This is a genomic window from Paenibacillus sp. JCM 9796, from assembly GCF_055379675.1.
The window spans coordinates 165,585-181,997 of record NZ_AP043723.1; the positions used below are offsets into that span (position 1 = coordinate 165,585).

The following is a 16,413-nucleotide window of genomic DNA, read 5'->3' on the forward strand; positions in this document are numbered from 1 at the left end:
CAGGCTATGAATCGACATGACTTAAATACAGGATCCAAATCGTTCAGGTTTATGTCGTAAGACAAAACCTTTCAGATATTCGATGTTTCGGTAATTCGGTTAATCCTCCGCATCCACATTGTGGTAAACTCGCTGTACGTCTTCCAAATCCTCTAACGCATCAATCAACTTTTCGAATTGTGCCTGCGCGTCTTCCGCAAGAGTAACATAATTTTGCGCGAGCATCGTAATCTCAGCAACCGTGAAATCCGTTATTCCGGCATTTTTGAATACTTCTTGCACGGCATGGAACTGATCAGGTTCAGCATAAACAATGGTGGCTTCATCTTCTTCAAAAATGTCACGTACGTCTACATCTGCTTCCATTAATAACTCAAATACTTCATCTGATGTTTTACCCACTAGACCTATGACTGCCGTTGAATCAAACATATATGATACGGACCCGCTTACACCCATGCTTCCGCCATTTTTATTAAAACAGGAGCGTACGTCCGAAGCAGTACGATTCACGTTATTTGTCAGTGCGTCTACGATGACCATAGACCCATTGGGGCCAAAACCTTCATAACGAAGCTCTACATAGTTATCTTCTGAGCTTCCTTTTGCTTTTTCAATCGCCCGGTCAATGATTGCTTTCGGTACATTGTACGTTTTTGCCCGTTCGAGTACGAATTTTAGGGCGCCATTAGATTCCGGATTTGGTTCACCTTTCTTAGCAGCAACATAAATTTCAATTCCAAACTTTGCATAAATACGACTCGTGCTTGCGTCTTTTGAGGCTTTTTTTTCCTTAATATTGTTCCACTTACGTCCCATACTTATCCCGCTTTCTTATTGTACTTGAAATTTGGTTAGAGCCATGTTCTTCTGCAACCTTCAATTTTCTTTACTTTGTTCATTATAAATCTTTAAGCATCACTTGAACAAGTTCCTATCAAGAATTATCAGAATCTCAAAGTACACAAAAGAACTTCTCCTGACATGGAGAAGTTTTTAAGTGACCAAACCAGATATTGAGTACCGCCTTCGTATAACTGAATGACAGATTTGTCAACCTATCGTTCAGTTGCATTATTTGATTGGACTCTCTTACGAAAAAACATTCGAATCAATTTTGACAATAGTGGATACATCGTGACAATTGATGTCAAGACTAGAAGGGAGCACGCGATGGGCTGGTTGATAAAAATGGTAAGGCTACCATGGGATAGCAGCAAGGACTGCTGCAACGCGTCTTCCAACATGGGGCCGATGACCACGGCAAGAATAAGGGGGGGCGTTGAGAAACCTAATTTTTTCCAAAAAGTATCCAACCACTCCTGCGATCATCATAATCCACAAATCGGTAACGGAATTATTAACAGCATAAGCTCCTACGATACACAGTACTAGAATTATGGGCATCAACAGTTTTTTTGACGTACGCAGATATTGATAAATAGGCCTACCAAAGGAAGATTCAGAACCAAAAGCATGATATTCCCAATATACATGCTAGCAATTAATCCCCAGAAAATGTCCGGATGGTTCGTAACTAACAGCGGCCCAGGGGTAACCCCATGAATCATCATGACCGACAATAATATGGCTGCTGTTCAAGAAAATGGTTTTCCAAGTGATAGAAGGGGAACCAAATTCCCTACACCGGCGGAATTATTGGCCGACTCCTGACCGGCAACGCCCTCGGGAGCCCCTTTGCCAAACTCCTCCGGATTTTTGCTCAGTTTCCGCTCCCAAGCGTAAGAAAGAAACGTAGAAATCAGTCCGGAAGGCCCAGGAATCAAGGTGACTTCATTCCCCCTTACGGGTTCCACTAATCTTCTTAAATGCTATTTTATTTTCGTTTAAAGCGCTTCCAATAATTCTCTCTAGAATGACCTTAGGCGAAAGGCACCTCATCAAATGTCTAAAGCCTGACAATGAAAAGTCGTGCCAATTGGTCATAACCCTGTCAAGTAGTCACGAATAAAAAGACACTTATTCGCTGCGACCGTTTCCCGAAATTCCACCGGGGAACGGTCGTTAGTTTCTTCTCGATCCCCAATAGGAACGGCGGCGGCATCCTCATCGGTCATATTGGCCGGTTTTATTGCCACTCCCCCGTCTTCAGGCAGACATTTGTACTTGGCATAAGCGCCATAACCAATACCGCAAGATGCAAAAACTTGGTCGCCTTTCTCAAATCGTTGTACATCATTGCCTACTGCTTCAACTAGCCCTGCTAGCTCATACCCTCCTACAAAAAGAAAAACCCATGTCTAGTTAGACATGAGTTTTGGATTTTCGGGATAATTTCCGGTTTAAAATTCTTCATATGTGGCAGGATCTTGATTATTAATCCTTCCATCAGAGCGAGTTAATCCTGAAATAATGCTCATTTCTGTTTCATCTAGGGAAAAGTCGAAAATGGATATATTTTCAAGCTGCCGTTGGGGAGATGAAGATTTAGGAATTCCAATGGCTCCAAGTTGATAATGCCAGCGTAAAATTACTTGTGAAATTGACTTGTTATGACGCTCGGCAATCTTTTGAATAGTGTCATTTTGTAAGAGTACACTTGCTCGGGCTAGTGGACTCCATGATTCTGTCTTAATGTTGTTCTCTTCATGCCATTTTCTTTGTTGTGCTTGATTGAAAAATGGATGTAATTCTATTTGGTTTACGCTTGGCTTAACGCCCGTTTCTTTTTCTAAACGCTCAATATGTTCAGGCAAGAAATTACTGACACCAATAGAGCGAATAAGACCCCATTTTTTAGCGTCAATTAATGCTTGCCATGCTTCCACATATTTATCCTGTTTAGGGTTAGGCCAATGAATAAGATATAAATCAAAATAATCCAGATTTGCACGGTATAAAGATTCTTGAATGGTAGTAACAGCTTTATCATACGCTTGGTAGCGACCCGGTAATTTAGATGTAATTCTTAATTCTTCTCTTGGAACGCCAGTGCGTTTAACGGCCTCGCCTACTGTTCCTTCATTTTCATAATTATAAGCAGTATCAATTAGTCGATAGCCTATATCAATTGCACCTACTATAGCATTGACACCTTCAGTACCCTTAAGTGTATATGTACCCAAACCTATAACCGGTAAAGTAACTTCATCATTAAGTGTGACCTGTGGAATAGAATTACCCATAACTAATCACTCCTTCCAGTAATACTAGAAAATAGGTTTATTATCGCGCTTTGCAATTTCAAAAGCCTCATCCGACCAAGGGAACCCATCTGCCGGATTGTAAGCATGTTGCAGCAAATACGGTGACGTTGTCTTGGGGCAGCACCTACTTTTTTCTTGGAATTTCTTGTATTTCACATTCAAATATAGCATACCTCAATAGAATGAAAAAAACTATACCGTGTCCGACGCCGCTGGACATCCTTTATTTAATAATCTTTCTCACAATCTTTACCTTTTCTTTATAGGGCGGATATGATAAGTCACTCGCTAGCTTGGTCGAGCGTTTTAAAATGGATTTCGGATGTGTGAAGCTTTCATAACTAGCCTTTCCGTGATACACATTCATTCCTGAAGAACCAACTCCACCGAAAGGTAAATAAACATTACCAACGTGAGACATGGTGTCGTTAATACTACCTCCACCAAAAGGAAGCTCTTGAAGGAAGAATTGGACGGCTTGCTCATTTTCAGAGAATAAATAAGCTGCTAATGGTTTGGTTAACTGTCGAATTTCATGAATGGCCTGTGTTATGTCTGTATATTTCATAATCGGTAAGATAGGTCCAAAAATCTCCGATTCCATCACTTTGCTTTCCCAAGTGACACCTTCTAATAAAGTAGGAGCCATGTATAATTCCGAGATATCTTTTTGACCTCCAAATGTAATAAGATGTGCATCTGCTTCTAATACTTGTTCAATCCTTTGAAAATGACGTTCATTAATAATCCGACCGAAATCAGGGCTCTTTTGTGGGTTTTCTCCATAATATTGTTCAATTGTTTTTTTCAGCTTTTCAATGAATCTTTCATAAATGGACGCATGGACGAACAAGTAATCAGGTGCTACACAGGACTGCCCGGCATTGGTGAATTTTCCCCAAATAATTCGTTTCGCTGCGATACCTAAATTTGCTGTTTCGTCAACGATCACAGGGCTTTTACCACCTAACTCCAATGAAATCGGGGTTAAACGCTCGGCCGCCGCGCGCATCACAATTTTGCCAACCTCAATACTGCCTGTGAAAAAGATGTAGTCAAATGGTGCATGAATTAATTGTTGAACGAGTTCTTTTTCACCTTCGACTATTCGTATATACTTTTCTTCAAAGATCTCTTCTACAATTTTTTTAATAATAGCAGTTGTGTGAATCGATAATTCCGATGGTTTAATAATTGCCGTATTTCCGCCAATGATGGCCCCTAATAAAGGTTCAATCACAAGTTGGAAAGGATAATTAAAGGGTCCGATAATTAATACGGCCCCGTATGGATCTCGTACAATAAAACTTTTTCCCGGTTGGAACTGCAGGGGTGTCTTTACCTGGACAGGTCTGACCCATTTATCTATATGCTTAATCATATGACTTATACTATTTAAAACCAAACCAACTTCTGTTGCATACGCTTCAAATTCACTTTTTCGCAAATCCTTATATAAGGCGTCAATGATTTCCTTCTCATTTGTTTGAATAGCAGTTTTTAATTTTATTAGCTGTTCTTTGCGAAATTCAATATCTTTTGTAGCGCCGCTATAGAAATATTTTTTTTGTTCTAATATCATTTGTTCAACAGATTGTACGTTCAAAACCATATATTTCCCCCCTTGATCATTTATTGAAAACTAGGCGCTACTTGTTGATTTTATGTTTTTTTGTATTAGGGTTTTCCGGAATTTTTAGTCCTAAATGACTGCGCAGCGTATCTCCCTCATACTCTTCTCTAAATAGACCTCGTCTTTGTAGCTCTGGTATGACATAATCGACAATAAGATTTAAGTCTTCCGGGAAGGTTGGCGGGATAATATTGAATCCGTCTGCCCCCCCTTTAACAAACCACTCTTCTAACTGATCTGCAATTTGTTCAGGTGTTCCTATTACTTCAAAATGTCCACGCGCTGAAGAAATGCGTTCATATATATCACGCAGCGTTTTTAATCCCTCATGTTTGGCAATATCGCAAATAATTTTATAACGAACTCGTGGATTTGTAGGATCCGCATATGTATCATAATCTGGGAATGGATCATCTGGATTAAATCCTCTAAAGTCGATTTGTGTAAATTCGGATAAAAACAGAAGCCCAGCACCTGGCATAATCAATTTATTTAGCTCTTCACGCTTTTGACGTGCCTCTTCTTCAGACTTTGCAACCGTAATATATACCCCGGCATAATCTTTACGTCATCACGGTCACGATTATATTTAGCTAGACGACCTTTCAGATCTTCATAAAATGCTTGTGCATGCTGCAAGGATTGGCAAGCTGTAAATATAACTTCAGCTGTTCTGGCAGCGAGTTCTTTACCTGCCTCTGATGATCCAGCTTGAATGATTACCGGATGTCCTTGCGGTGGTGCCGGTGCATCTAATAATCCACTTACTTTAAACCATTTACCTTCATGTTTGACGGGATGAACTTTGGATACTTCAATGAATTGACCGGTTTCTTTATTTGCAACAACCGCATCCCCTTCAATGGAGAACCAAAATTTCTTCACTACATCTAGAAATTCTTCTGCGCGTTCATAACGATCAGCATGTGACAAATGTTCTTCTTTTCCATAGACAGTCGCTTCTAAATCGTTGGCAGATGTAACGACATTCCAACCTGCTCGTCCTTTTGATATATGATCCAGAGAACCAAATTTCCTTGCGATATGAAACGGCTCATTGTAAGTCGTTGATGCTGTAACGGTAAGCCCGATTTTTTTCGTAGCACTTGAGACAGCTGCCAAAATCATTAATGGATCTAGTTTTAATTCGGAATACGAATTTTCATGAATGGGACGAGCTACCGAATCGGCAATAAATAACATATCAAATTTACCACGCTCTGCTATTTGTGCAATTTCAATAAAATAATCGATATCATAATTACGATGTGACTGTGATGACGGATGTCTCCAACTTGCTAAATGTTGCCCAGGTAACTGAATGAATAATCCTAAACTCATTTTTTTACTCATTTTTGCTTGCTCCTTTTATCTCTTTATATAGTCAGCTATTTTCCGTTATTCCCTTATTTTCGAGAGGCTTATTTATGGTTTTCTTACCCGTATCCTGTAAGAAAACCAGGATAAGAATAAGGGAAATGATCGGTAAGCTTACAGCTAGGGCAGCGGCATTCCCTAAGCCGAGCGATAGGGCGATTGTTGTAACAACAGTAGGGACTAAGATTTGCCCTAAGCGGCCAACGATGTTATTTGCCCAGGCCATAGCACTCGCACGAATTTCAGTGGGAAAGAGCTCATTGGTCAGCGTTGATCCGACAATGAGGAAAGAGTTCACGAAACCAGCTGAGATAATGCTACAGATGAGCACAGCGTAAAAATTATGAAGGGTGAACATTAAAACACTACATATACATCCAACGATGATAATGATCGTCGCGGCACGCTTGCTGTTCGCCGCCGGATTATTTGTCGGCAAAAGCGCAACAATTTGCCATTCGGGATGGCGGCGGCTACCCCATTGTTTTACCGCCAATAGCCTAATTCCTTCTGTACAATGACGGAGGATTAGGCTATTTTAGTTAAAAAAAAGAAAAAGTGCTCCCGAACCTTTGGCGAGGATCCCCGGGAACACTTCTCTCAAAACTCATGTATAAAATACTCCATTTTGGACGTTCTTGCAAGGCCTATTTACGTTTGTACGAGGATCGAGCCCCTGAGATCGAGCTTTGTTGTGAAGCATGCGGGCGATCCCTTCATAAGCACGGACGTTACTACCGGTCGGTGACGACGAAGCATAACCTTTACCGGATTCCCATTTACCGGCTTTACTGCCCTGACTGCGGGAAAACCATATCTCTTCTTCCAGATTTCTTGGTACCGTGGGCCCGTTTTGCGACATGGGTGCGGGAGGCGGCGATCACCCGGAAATTCCAAGGGCTTTCGTATCGACAGGCGAGGAAAACCACAACCACGCCTGCTCTTCGTTATTCCCATAGTACGATGAAGCGATGGTGGAAGCGGCACATCCGGATAGCTTCTTCTGTCGCCTTATGGGTCGCAGGGCAGCTTATCTCTGCGGGGGTCGAAGGAGATCTTCTCCGTATGTATCCTCCAGGCGCAGCTAAAAAACCCGCAGATACCCTCATTTGGCTAAGGCAACTCCTGTCCTGTTACTTCCCTGTCTATTCTTGGAGACAAGGGGTCTTTGCGCTGCTCAATTCAAGGCTGCCCGGTGCTGAATTTCTCTAACCCCCCTTTTCGTCTCCGCCAAAATCCAGAAAAACATCAAACGCCGCATGGACGCCTGTCGAAAAAGGGAACATTCTGGCGGTTTGGCCCGAATCCCACAAAATATGCCTCCTGCACAAGACCATCGTGCCCATGGGATACTGTCTGAGACCTGGATAGAGAGGAGACAATGTTATGAATGAACAAGAACGACAGGCGATCGCCAACTTTCGTTATGGCTTGATCGCACCGCTCGTCAGCCGGAAACTGGAGACGGGCGAACAAATGGCTTTAATGCGGGACATTGTAAGCCACGTGTACAACACGCCAGACGGACGGGAGAAGCGGATCAGTTTACGAACGCTGGAACGATATGTCCACGATTACCGGGAAGGTGGCTGGGAGGCTCTGCTTCCCTCGGTACGGGCAGATAAGTTGCAAGCAAGAGAGACTTCGGACGATGTGCTTGAGAAGGCGAAAGCCCTCAAGCAAGAGCATCCCGGCCGCAGCGTCAGACAGATCATCGCGATTTTGGAGCTCGCCCGGTTCGTAGAGCCGGGAGTTCTGAAAGAAAGTACGCTTAGCAAACAGCTCAGACGCCACGGCATGACGCGAAAGCAGCTTATGAGCAGTGGCTGGAGCGAGTTTCGCCGATTTGAAGCAACACACCGCAACGCCATGTGGCAAGGTGATGTACAGCATACGCTCCATTTGCCGCATCCGGATAAACCGGGCAAAAAAGCAATGGCTTATCTGGTCATCTTCATCGACGATTATTCCCGGTTTGTCGTACACGGGCAATTCTACTTCGAGGAGCGTGTGGCCCGGCTCGAGGACTGCTTAAAGAAGGCCATTCTGAAGCACGGCGTTCCCGAATCGATTTATGTAGACAATGGTGCAATTTATTCCTCGCATCACTTTGAGCGGATCTGCGGGCGTCTAAGGACGGAGCTCAAGCACACAAAGCCCGGCCGCCCCCAAGGACGCGGAAAACAAGAAAAGTTCTTCCGGTTCGTTGACCAAAGCTTTGTCCCGGAAGCTTACGCTTTGATCGAGCAAGACAAGATTCGAACGCTGTCCGACTTGAATCGGTTTTTCTCTGCATGGCTCGAGATCGCTTACCACCAGAAAATTCACAACAGCTTCAAACAGCGCCCGATCGACCGCTACCAGAAAGATGATCACCCGATTCGTACAATCCCGCCGCATGAGCTCGTGGAGGTCTTTCTACTCGAGGAAACCCGCAAAGCGGATAAAACCGGCTGTATTTCGTTACTAGGGCAAACGTTCGAGGTGGAAACGAAGCTGGCCGGCAGCCAGGTGCAGGTCCGATTTGATCCGCACGATCTGAGCTTGATCCAAGTATGGAAAGATGAAGTTCGTTATGAGGATGCCAAACCGCTGAAGCTCCGGGATCCGAAGCAAAAACCAAAGAAGTCTGAGATGGAAACAGCCAACCCGGTGCCTCCCAAGACGGGACTGAACTATGTCGAGCTCCTGGTTGAAGAACAAAAGAGACAGCATCGCGAAACACAAGGGGCGGCTCTTTCGCTCGCTATGAAGGAGGTAAAACAGCCATGATTCGAAGCTTCTTTGGATGGGAGCGAAACCCGTTTACAAGGGAGATTGAGATCCGGCACCTTCATCGCTCCCAGCGCTTTGAGGAGTGCGTTGCGCGGATGCAGTACATGGTCATGACAAGGTCGATTGGCTGTGTCACAGGCGAGATCGGCTGCGGAAAATCTACAGCCGTCCGTTGTCTAAAAGACCAGCTCGATGCAAACAAATACCGGTTCCTCTACTTGTCTGACGCGAATCTGAAGCCCCGGGACTTCTACCGGGAACTGCTTCACCACTTTGGGCTGACACCGAAATTTTTACGCAGCGAAGCAAAGCGGCAGTTTCAGCACCTGGTATGGGATCTCTATGAAAACCAGCAGAAAGTGACCGTTATTGTAATTGATGAAGCACACCTTCTGTCCGGCGATATGCTGCAGGAGGTCAGATTCCTAACGAACTTTAATATGGATTCGGTGTCGCCGCTTGCGCTGCTTTTGATCGGGCAGCCGGAACTGCAGGCGACACTACAGCTTCGCATATTTCGGCCGATTACCCAGCGGATGAACATCCGCTTTCACCTGGAAGGACTATCTTTACAAGAAACGAGGGATTACATTGGGCACCAGCTTGAAGTAGCTGGCAGCACGCATCCGGTGTTTACGACCGAAGCGATGGACGCGATCTATGCGCATACGAGGGGAATTAGCCGTGAGGTGAACAACGTATGTACAGCCGCCCTTCTCGAAGCTGTTCTGCGGAAGGATAAATTGATTGATGCCGTTCACATAAGCCGCGTCTTGACGGAATTTAAGGAGCAGTGAAGCGATGATGGAAGCATACGAAATGCGGTTCCATAAAGGAACCCGTCGATGGAGGGTGTACAGTGGCACAGAGTTGCTTTACCCTCTACACTGCGGAGATGCGATGATGTTTCAGGTAGGAAAGTTCTTCATCCCGTCTAATCTGGAAGTTGATAGTGAATGGTACGTGAAATTTGGCGATACGAAGTTCTGGTTACACCGGAAGGCTACATACCGCGTACAGCCGATCTTTTGAAACCTGTTCCTCAGAGCAGGTTTTTTTAATGCCGCTAGGCAATAGACAAATACCGATCGCTAAGAAAGTGACGGTGGCATTAACAAAAAGCCACCGTCATTGGCGGTTCCGAATTCACCGTCAAAGAAAGTGGCTGATGACAGCTTGCGTCCGATACGATCCATCAGCTTGCCATTCAAAGCAATGACAAGCATTGCCGTAATGGTTTGAGTCAATAAGCCGATGCTCACCATGTTTGGGGTCCAGTTCAATTCGTTTACAACCCTTAAGGTAAAGAAATTTAAAGTACCTTTGATTCCGAAATAGAGAAATACCCATACGATGGACATGACCACCGTGTATTTGATATAAGGGCTTTTCCAAGGTCCGAAAAAGTCTCCTTTCGGGAGCTTTTTACCGAGTTTCTTCTCCTCTTGCAATTGCAGGAAAGCCTCTGTTTCAGGCAGTCTCTTTCTAAGCAGGAATACAGGAATCATCGGAAATGCTCCAACAATGTAAAGTACTCGCCAACTTAGCCCAAGCTTCGTTATGATGGGAAGCAGGATTCCAATCAACAAAGCACCAAAAACCGCTGTAAGCTGGAATCGTCCAACAGCACTTCCTCGATGTTCTGTTGAAAACTCCTCACAGAGAATGACATACCCGACAGACCAGCAACCGATTAAGAAAATACGTGCAACAAACTGCAGGAAAATAAAAACCTCAATATTAGGTGCGAAAGCTGTGACTAGACTACAAATTGAATACATATAAACACTTGATAAAAAAACCTGGCGACGTCCGATCGTGTCTGCCATTCGAGATACGAAGAATGCAACCATCGTTCCAACGGCAATGATGGAAAGGGCATACCCGGACATCTGTGTCGTTATTCCAAAATCTTTCATTATATACGGCAGAGCTATATTAATTACCGCATCATCGAAGCCTTCAAAAAAAGCTCCCAATATGAGAATGGGCCACATCCTTTTTTGACGTGAGTTCATCATAAACTTTGTCCCCACATTAACTTCCTCCCAGTAAAAAGCTTTGAACGACCCATTAACAATTTCAAATAAGAATATACTGATTTAAAAAATAATAAAAAGAGGTCTCATTCCCCCTTTAAGAAAATGAGACCTCCATTTGTATGTTCGATCCACATTAACTTCGAGAGAATGAGACCTCCAGTTGAATGGTCGGTCCGCATTAGGAAGCCTTATTATTTATTTGTAAAGAATCATAACATAATTAATTTTAATGATGCAATACTTTTTTCATTCTTTTCCGATTTTATTACTAGGTTTATTCACATTCCTGATTACGAGTACAATTATAATGAGCACGCGAAGAAAGGAATCTCCACGAAAGCTTGTTCCACATCGCGGGCAGCCTTCATGCCGCTTCCCACTTCCCGGACGCCGGAATGCATCTCGCATCCGAGACTTTTCCGGATCGAAGCGAAATATCCTCCAAAATCGCTGCCACGGTTTGTGCCGATTGCTCGTATTGGTTCGCCAATTTCTTCACTTCTCCCGCAACCACGGCAAACCCTTGTCCAGCCTCTCCTGCTCTCGCTGCTTCAATGGAAGCGTTAAGCGAAAGCAATTGGGTCTGGGCTGCGATTTCCCGCATCAGGTCAACAATGTTTCCGATTTCGATTAACCGTTCGTGCAAGTTGTCCATTAGACCGGATGATTCAATTACGGCTTGCTGGACAGCTTCCATATGATCGGACAAACGCCGCAGCAGTTGACTTCCCGATTCTGCTTTCGCGGCTGTTTGCAGAGACGATACATGCATAACTTCCGTTGATTCGGCCAAACGTTGAATCGCCGACGACAACTCTCCAACCGCTCTGAAATTCGATTCGGCTCCTTTGGCCTGACTTTCCGCCCCGAAAGCAATTTCCTGAATCGTTTGAGTGATTTGCTGGCCCGCCTGCGTCGATTGTTCAGCGCTTGCTGCAAGTTCCTGGGAGCTTGCGGATACTCCTTCCGCACTAAAAGAAAACCGTCCGGATCAATGAACGTAAATTTGCCGCCATCTGTTGAAACGCCGCAGACATGCTTCCCATTTCATCACGGCTGCGAATGACCGGAATGTCTTTGGTCAAATCCCCGTCTGCAATCAGTCGCGCGACAGCGGTCATCTCGACAAGCGGTTTAGAAAGGCGTGAAGCAATAAAGAGCGCCATTCCGATCGCTGCGGCAAGCGAAACGATCAACACAAGAAGAACCACATTTTGCGCTTTTCGACTGTATCCGTATTTTCTAGACTTGCTTCCTCCATTTGACTTTGTTGAAGTGAAGCAAGTTCGTCACTATTCTCCCGGATATCACGGCTAAGTGGAAAAAAGTTCTCTGTCGCGTAACGCAACGATTGTTCGGGAGACGCCTGCACTAAACGGACAAATTCCGCTTTGATTTGTTCCATTTTTTGAAGGTTACCCTCCATATACTGCAACAAACGCTTGTTATCGTCCGAATGCACCATAGAGGACGCTTCCCTAGTCAAGTTTAACAATTGGTTCTGGGCCGCATCCATTTTATCCAAAGCAACCGAATCTCGCGTAATCATGTAATCACGTACGCTACTATTCATTTGGGTCGCCTGAACCTGCATTTCTTTCGCTATAAAGCAGAATCGACGCCCTCCGATTTACAAGATCCGAATAACAGCGGTCTACAATTTGCATGTACACGTAAGCAATACTGCCTGCAACACCAAGCATGGCTGATATCACTAGAAAGCTGGCAAGCAATTTGATACGGATTGGCAATGTCATACGGTATTGCTTCATAGCTCCTACCTGCAATTTTTTTTTGGTATCTTGCTTATCATAGCAAAATGAACGAACTTTTTCACTTTCAGCTTCTCGCCTTTTGAGTGTCAAGCTAGCGTGGGCAGTCATTTAAAGCCCTAGGAACGCCGCGCATCTTCTTACCAATTCCCGACTATCCTTAGTCATAAACGTTAGACGTATAATTTTCTTCTGTTGAATAGCGTTTAGAACCCAAAATTCGGTTATTATACGAAAAATGTCATATCGTATGTTTTGGGTAAAATGTTGGCGGGACCCCAGACTGTTCGAATAACCGGCTATGCTTCCTGATTCCTCAACATCATAGAAAATAGGCCGCCACGGCAGCCCTCTCATTTCTATTCATTTTTCAACTAACAATCCCATGTATATTAAATTGCGATTTCGCCTATCACAAGTAACGCCTGGAGCATGAGATACAGTTGATAATTGAAGGCCGGATTACGCAATTCTTGTTCAAGAAGAGTCTCGATCTTATGAATACGATAGCGGAGTCCACTCATGGATAGACAAAGCTCATTTGCTGTTTGTTCGAGATTTCCGCCGTTTGACAAAAATATGTAGAGTGTTTTAATCAATTCCGGATTTTTATTGCAATCAGTCGAATAGAGTGGTCCTAGCAGCTGCCGCGCAGCTTTTTTGATAGCGCTCTCATTTTTATTGTTAATCAACAGCCCTACTATACCGAGAGATTCGAATAAAACCACTTTTTTTGTGCTGGGCATACTCATTCGCAAGGCGACAATAGCTTCATCATAATAGTCTATGGAGCGATCGATTTGTTCCCCTTTCGAACTGACGCCGATCTGAAAGGTGTATTTTCTGAATATATGGGCTAAGTGCTCGATAACACCGTTACATAAGGCTGAAATATCCAAATTAGCTAATGATTCCGTTTGAACAAGCAACACAATGTTATTCCCACGTTGACACATTAATACATTCCACATCTTATTTTTAAAGTATTGCAAGGTCGTTTCTATTATTTCTTCATATATTAGCATTTCATTCTCAAAATACCCATGCTGATTTTGATACTTGAGGATAACGATGTAAAACGGCTGCTCCAGATCAAAATTAATATAACTGCCGTGATTAAGAATATCTTGCTTTGAAGAAAACTGCCCTTGTAAAATTCGCTCCAAGAAATGTCCTTTCATCCGTTCCGCCGATTCTAAACTTGTCTTTTCATTTAACAGATAAAGCGAACAAACGGAGGCAATCCGCTCTAAAGTAACGAGGTCGAATTCCGGATATTCTTTCACTTTTTGAGATATAAATGAACAATAACCCGATATTTTTCCCCGAATGAAAATCGGCGTGATCAAACGAGAATGGCAGGATGCATTGATCGATGTCGAATGCAAAAAAGAACCGTTTGGCGTCACATTCGGATCATGAACGGGTTTCTTGTTTTTTTGGATATAGTCTTTAAAATCTTCATTTGCCTCTTTAAAAAATTGTGGCGTTAAACCTGAATAGGCGAAAGCGCGAAAATTGACATCTTCAATGATCAAGGGAATGCCCGTTGTTTCATAAACGATATGGGCGATCGATTGCAGATCATTCCCGTTGATAATTTCTTCCGTTAATTTTTTATGAATGTTAGATATTCGGGATAGATTGTTGCGCTCTTCCAATAGTTTTTCATAGGTTATTTCCAATTCTTTAACAATGGGTGTGTCTTCATAATAGCGTAGGAAGTCATACACTTCCCCGTCCCATAGGTCAAGGGATTTCCCCACCCATCTACATTCCTTATGCCCCATTCCTTCACAAGTTAATTCCTTTACAATCACAATGTGGTTGCAAATAGCAGACAAATACCCACTAGCGTAGCCGACTAACGTGTAACAACCCGGGGAGCCCAACCGCGACACGTAGTCTTCAGCTTCATACGAGTTATACCAGATACCTTCCATGTGAATGGATTTCACAGTTTTATCCGGGAGATATTCAATTTTCAACATTGTTGTGTTAACGCCGGTAAATCCCTTAATCATGTGAATGTCCGGTCCCATGATAATGGATTCTTCAACCGAGGATAAATTCATAGCGAGAACATTTTTCGCATCTTTCACCCCCAGATCCCTGCCATAACGGATCAGGAATCCCTTCATTCTGTCCATTCCAATATTTTCAATCAAGTCCTTTCGAAACGTTCCGAAAGCGGATGATGATAATAAAATGATTCTCTCGTTGTTCATGTGAATAGTTCCGTTATGGTCTGATACAATATGATGATCGAATAAAAGCTTGTTATTTGTCATCTATCTTCACACCTTTTTTGGTATTAATATCCACACTATGACGTTTCTCCCGTAAATGAAATGAGGCCCATCCCAGGGGCGTGGTCATGCATTCCCCAGCAGAGTCCACTCCACAGCCATCTCTCCCGGTTATTTGGATTGAAGCTTTTTCACAGACTCTCCGGCAATTCCCCAATGTTCCGGGGGCATTTCGTTAATCATGACCCGGACAGTCTCAATTGGTGCGTCCAAAACGTTAGCTACAGTATGGGAGACTTCGTGAATCAGCTTCTCTTTTTTTTCGGGGGTACGTCCCGCTATCATATTGATTTGAATAAATGGCATGCTAACCGCCCCTTTATTATTTGATAAAGACGGCCGAGGCAGAGCCAAGTCCGTCAAGACTGCGATAAGTCTGTCATTCACCGGCTTAAGAACTGAATGACCTGCTCACAGAACGGTTCGGTCTTTTCAATCTGCATCCAGTGTCCACACTTTGAAAACACATGCAGTTCTGCATTGGGCATCAACAACTCCATTTTCAAGCTGGTTTGCTCAAAAGGGATTACCCGGTCTTCTCTGCCGTGAATCAACAAAGTAGGTTTGGTAATACTTTTTAACGCTTCTTCGTTTAAGGCAAGCGCATCAACATGCCGCTGGCGAGGTGCGGGAAACATGGAAGCAAACGCTTCTTGAAAACCTTTTTGGACGCTCGCTTGATAACGCAGTTGGACAAGGTTATCGTTTTTAACCATCGTTTGGTCGTAGGAAAAAGTACTCATCAGACGTTTCATGTTTTCGAAACTAGGTGAATACCCCCAGACCAAATCCAATTCCTCTGTAATCGGAAAAGACAACCCGACGCTGCCCATCAGAATCAGTTTGTTTACCAAGTCCGGCCTTCTATAGGCAATATGGAGTGCCAATGCGCCACCCATCGAATTCCCAATCATAGATAGATTATGGAGCTTATTCGTTTCGATAAACGAAATCATATGGTCTACCCATACATCAACGGAGTAATGGATTCCCTCAGGTCGTTTGGTATATCCAAAACCTACAACATCAGGCGCGTATAATCGAAAATGCTTGGAGAGAGCGGGAAACACCAAACGCCAATTGGCCCAAGCAGACACTCCAGGTCCTGATCCGTGAATTAACAGAAGCGGGTCTCCCTGCCCATCCTCATGAAAATGCGTCATGATGCCCCCGGTTTCCATGTATTTTCCGTGTTCACTCATGCGATCACCTCCTGATATTTCTTTGATGAGTGGAGAATAAACAGAAGATGAGACTGCTTAATCTCCACTCCTGCTTGATTGCGGAAACCAACTTATCGGCTCAAGCGGGTATCCCTTGACGCGACGGTGTCGTTTC

General features: G+C 43.7%; 18 protein-coding genes and 2 pseudogenes. 4 read left to right on the plus strand and 16 right to left on the minus strand.

Going from position 1 to position 16,413, the window contains the following annotated elements; genetic code table 11:
• Window positions 1–99: 99 nt before the first annotated feature.
• From ACZ439_RS00830 to ACZ439_RS00870, 9 genes and pseudogenes are all read right to left on the minus strand, one after another.
• Complete coding sequence (locus ACZ439_RS00830) at window positions 100–819, minus strand: YebC/PmpR family DNA-binding transcriptional regulator (protein WP_127609257.1); 720 nt, start codon at window positions 817–819, stop codon at window positions 100–102.
• 381 nt (window positions 820–1,200) lie between these two features.
• Window positions 1,201–1,817 (minus strand): annotated as a pseudogene (locus tag ACZ439_RS00835) (tripartite tricarboxylate transporter permease).
• A 126-nt stretch (window positions 1,818–1,943) separates the two neighbouring features.
• Window positions 1,944–2,186, minus strand: a pseudogene (locus ACZ439_RS00840) (hypothetical protein); the annotation flags it as partial.
• Between the two features lie 117 nt (window positions 2,187–2,303).
• Entirely contained in the window at window positions 2,304–3,146 is an 843-nt protein-coding gene (locus ACZ439_RS00845) for an aldo/keto reductase (protein ID WP_464620497.1), read from the minus strand.
• Between the two features lie 24 nt (window positions 3,147–3,170).
• The gene (locus tag ACZ439_RS00850; protein ID WP_244933004.1) at window positions 3,171–3,338 is read right to left on the minus strand and encodes a DUF255 domain-containing protein; all 168 of its coding nucleotides are present in this window, start codon (window positions 3,336–3,338) and stop codon (window positions 3,171–3,173) included.
• 52 nt (window positions 3,339–3,390) lie between these two features.
• Entirely contained in the window at window positions 3,391–4,779 is a 1,389-nt protein-coding gene (locus ACZ439_RS00855; protein WP_464620498.1) for an aldehyde dehydrogenase, read from the minus strand.
• Between the two features lie 37 nt (window positions 4,780–4,816).
• Window positions 4,817–5,287 carry a hypothetical protein gene (locus ACZ439_RS00860; RefSeq protein ID WP_464620499.1) on the minus strand — a complete coding sequence of 157 codons (471 nt, stop codon included), beginning with the start codon at window positions 5,285–5,287 and terminating at the stop codon, window positions 4,817–4,819.
• 5 nt (window positions 5,288–5,292) lie between these two features.
• Window positions 5,293–6,153, minus strand: a complete 861-nt coding sequence (locus ACZ439_RS00865) for an NtaA/DmoA family FMN-dependent monooxygenase (RefSeq protein WP_464620500.1) — start codon at window positions 6,151–6,153, stop codon at window positions 5,293–5,295.
• A gap of 31 nt (window positions 6,154–6,184) precedes the next feature.
• Complete coding sequence (locus tag ACZ439_RS00870) at window positions 6,185–6,673, minus strand: MFS transporter (protein WP_464620501.1); 489 nt, start codon at window positions 6,671–6,673, stop codon at window positions 6,185–6,187.
• Window positions 6,674–6,786: 113 nt separating this feature from the next.
• Here ACZ439_RS00870 and ACZ439_RS00875 point away from each other — a divergent pair, with 113 nt between their 5' ends.
• The 4 genes from ACZ439_RS00875 to ACZ439_RS00890 all read left to right on the plus strand — a co-directional run bounded on the left by ACZ439_RS00875 (window position 6,787) and on the right by ACZ439_RS00890 (window position 9,984).
• Window positions 6,787–7,389, plus strand: coding sequence for a DUF6431 domain-containing protein (locus tag ACZ439_RS00875; protein ID WP_464620502.1), 603 nt, complete (start codon window positions 6,787–6,789; stop codon window positions 7,387–7,389).
• Window positions 7,390–7,563: 174 nt separating this feature from the next.
• Entirely contained in the window at window positions 7,564–8,949 is a 1,386-nt protein-coding gene (locus ACZ439_RS00880; RefSeq protein WP_464620503.1) for a transposase, read from the plus strand.
• The gene (locus ACZ439_RS00885) at window positions 8,946–9,749 is read left to right on the plus strand and encodes an ExeA family protein (RefSeq protein WP_054798675.1); all 804 of its coding nucleotides are present in this window, start codon (window positions 8,946–8,948) and stop codon (window positions 9,747–9,749) included. The genes ACZ439_RS00880 and ACZ439_RS00885 overlap by 4 nt, the downstream gene beginning before the upstream one ends.
• Window positions 9,750–9,771: 22 nt before the next feature.
• Window positions 9,772–9,984 (plus strand): DUF5348 domain-containing protein, encoded by a 213-nt coding sequence (locus ACZ439_RS00890; RefSeq protein ID WP_464621115.1) that lies wholly within the window; start codon window positions 9,772–9,774, stop codon window positions 9,982–9,984.
• Between the two features lie 59 nt (window positions 9,985–10,043).
• Here the strand turns inward: ACZ439_RS00890 and ACZ439_RS00895 are convergent, their stop codons facing one another.
• The 7 genes from ACZ439_RS00895 to ACZ439_RS00925 all read right to left on the minus strand — a co-directional run bounded on the left by ACZ439_RS00895 (window position 10,044) and on the right by ACZ439_RS00925 (window position 16,277).
• The gene (locus ACZ439_RS00895) at window positions 10,044–10,988 is read right to left on the minus strand and encodes an MFS transporter (RefSeq protein ID WP_464620504.1); all 945 of its coding nucleotides are present in this window, start codon (window positions 10,986–10,988) and stop codon (window positions 10,044–10,046) included.
• A gap of 370 nt (window positions 10,989–11,358) precedes the next feature.
• The gene (locus ACZ439_RS00900) at window positions 11,359–11,787 is read right to left on the minus strand and encodes a methyl-accepting chemotaxis protein (RefSeq protein ID WP_464620505.1); all 429 of its coding nucleotides are present in this window, start codon (window positions 11,785–11,787) and stop codon (window positions 11,359–11,361) included.
• Window positions 11,788–11,965: 178 nt separating this feature from the next.
• The gene (locus tag ACZ439_RS00905) at window positions 11,966–12,193 is read right to left on the minus strand and encodes a HAMP domain-containing protein (protein ID WP_054797435.1); all 228 of its coding nucleotides are present in this window, start codon (window positions 12,191–12,193) and stop codon (window positions 11,966–11,968) included.
• On the minus strand, window positions 12,187–12,567 hold the full coding sequence (locus tag ACZ439_RS00910; protein WP_464620506.1) for a hypothetical protein: 381 nt from the start codon (window positions 12,565–12,567) through the stop codon (window positions 12,187–12,189). Before ACZ439_RS00910 ends, ACZ439_RS00905 begins: the two co-directional genes overlap by 7 nt.
• Before the next feature lie 591 nt (window positions 12,568–13,158).
• Window positions 13,159–15,057: a XylR N-terminal domain-containing protein gene (locus ACZ439_RS00915; RefSeq protein ID WP_155615337.1), complete on the minus strand. Its 1,899-nt coding sequence runs from the start codon at window positions 15,055–15,057 to the stop codon at window positions 13,159–13,161.
• A gap of 129 nt (window positions 15,058–15,186) precedes the next feature.
• Window positions 15,187–15,381, minus strand: a complete 195-nt coding sequence (locus ACZ439_RS00920; RefSeq protein ID WP_054799906.1) for a 2-hydroxymuconate tautomerase — start codon at window positions 15,379–15,381, stop codon at window positions 15,187–15,189.
• A 77-nt stretch (window positions 15,382–15,458) separates the two neighbouring features.
• Complete coding sequence (locus ACZ439_RS00925) at window positions 15,459–16,277, minus strand: alpha/beta fold hydrolase (RefSeq protein ID WP_054799900.1); 819 nt, start codon at window positions 16,275–16,277, stop codon at window positions 15,459–15,461.
• Window positions 16,278–16,413: the final 136 nt, after the last annotated feature.

What these genes read in the sequence shown, in the direction of transcription:
- ACZ439_RS00830 (WP_127609257.1), bottom strand. Translation starts at nt 819, where the DNA reads ATGGGACGTAAGTGGAACAATATTAAGGAAAAAAAAGCCTCAAAAGAC.
- ACZ439_RS00845 (WP_464620497.1), bottom strand. Translation starts at nt 3,146, where the DNA reads ATGGGTAATTCTATTCCACAGGTCACACTTAATGATGAAGTTACTTTA.
- ACZ439_RS00850 (WP_244933004.1), bottom strand. Translation starts at nt 3,338, where the DNA reads ATGCTATATTTGAATGTGAAATACAAGAAATTCCAAGAAAAAAGTAGG.
- ACZ439_RS00855 (WP_464620498.1), bottom strand. Translation starts at nt 4,779, where the DNA reads ATGGTTTTGAACGTACAATCTGTTGAACAAATGATATTAGAACAAAAA.
- ACZ439_RS00865 (WP_464620500.1), bottom strand. Translation starts at nt 6,153, where the DNA reads ATGAGTAAAAAAATGAGTTTAGGATTATTCATTCAGTTACCTGGGCAA.
- ACZ439_RS00875 (WP_464620502.1), top strand. Translation starts at nt 6,787, where the DNA reads ATGTATAAAATACTCCATTTTGGACGTTCTTGCAAGGCCTATTTACGT.
- ACZ439_RS00880 (WP_464620503.1), top strand. Translation starts at nt 7,564, where the DNA reads ATGAATGAACAAGAACGACAGGCGATCGCCAACTTTCGTTATGGCTTG.
- ACZ439_RS00885 (WP_054798675.1), top strand. Translation starts at nt 8,946, where the DNA reads ATGATTCGAAGCTTCTTTGGATGGGAGCGAAACCCGTTTACAAGGGAG.
- ACZ439_RS00890 (WP_464621115.1), top strand. Translation starts at nt 9,772, where the DNA reads ATGCGGTTCCATAAAGGAACCCGTCGATGGAGGGTGTACAGTGGCACA.
- ACZ439_RS00910 (WP_464620506.1), bottom strand. Translation starts at nt 12,567, where the DNA reads ATGAATAGTAGCGTACGTGATTACATGATTACGCGAGATTCGGTTGCT.
- ACZ439_RS00915 (WP_155615337.1), bottom strand. Translation starts at nt 15,057, where the DNA reads ATGACAAATAACAAGCTTTTATTCGATCATCATATTGTATCAGACCAT.
- ACZ439_RS00920 (WP_054799906.1), bottom strand. Translation starts at nt 15,381, where the DNA reads ATGCCATTTATTCAAATCAATATGATAGCGGGACGTACCCCCGAAAAA.
- ACZ439_RS00925 (WP_054799900.1), bottom strand. Translation starts at nt 16,277, where the DNA reads ATGAGTGAACACGGAAAATACATGGAAACCGGGGGCATCATGACGCAT.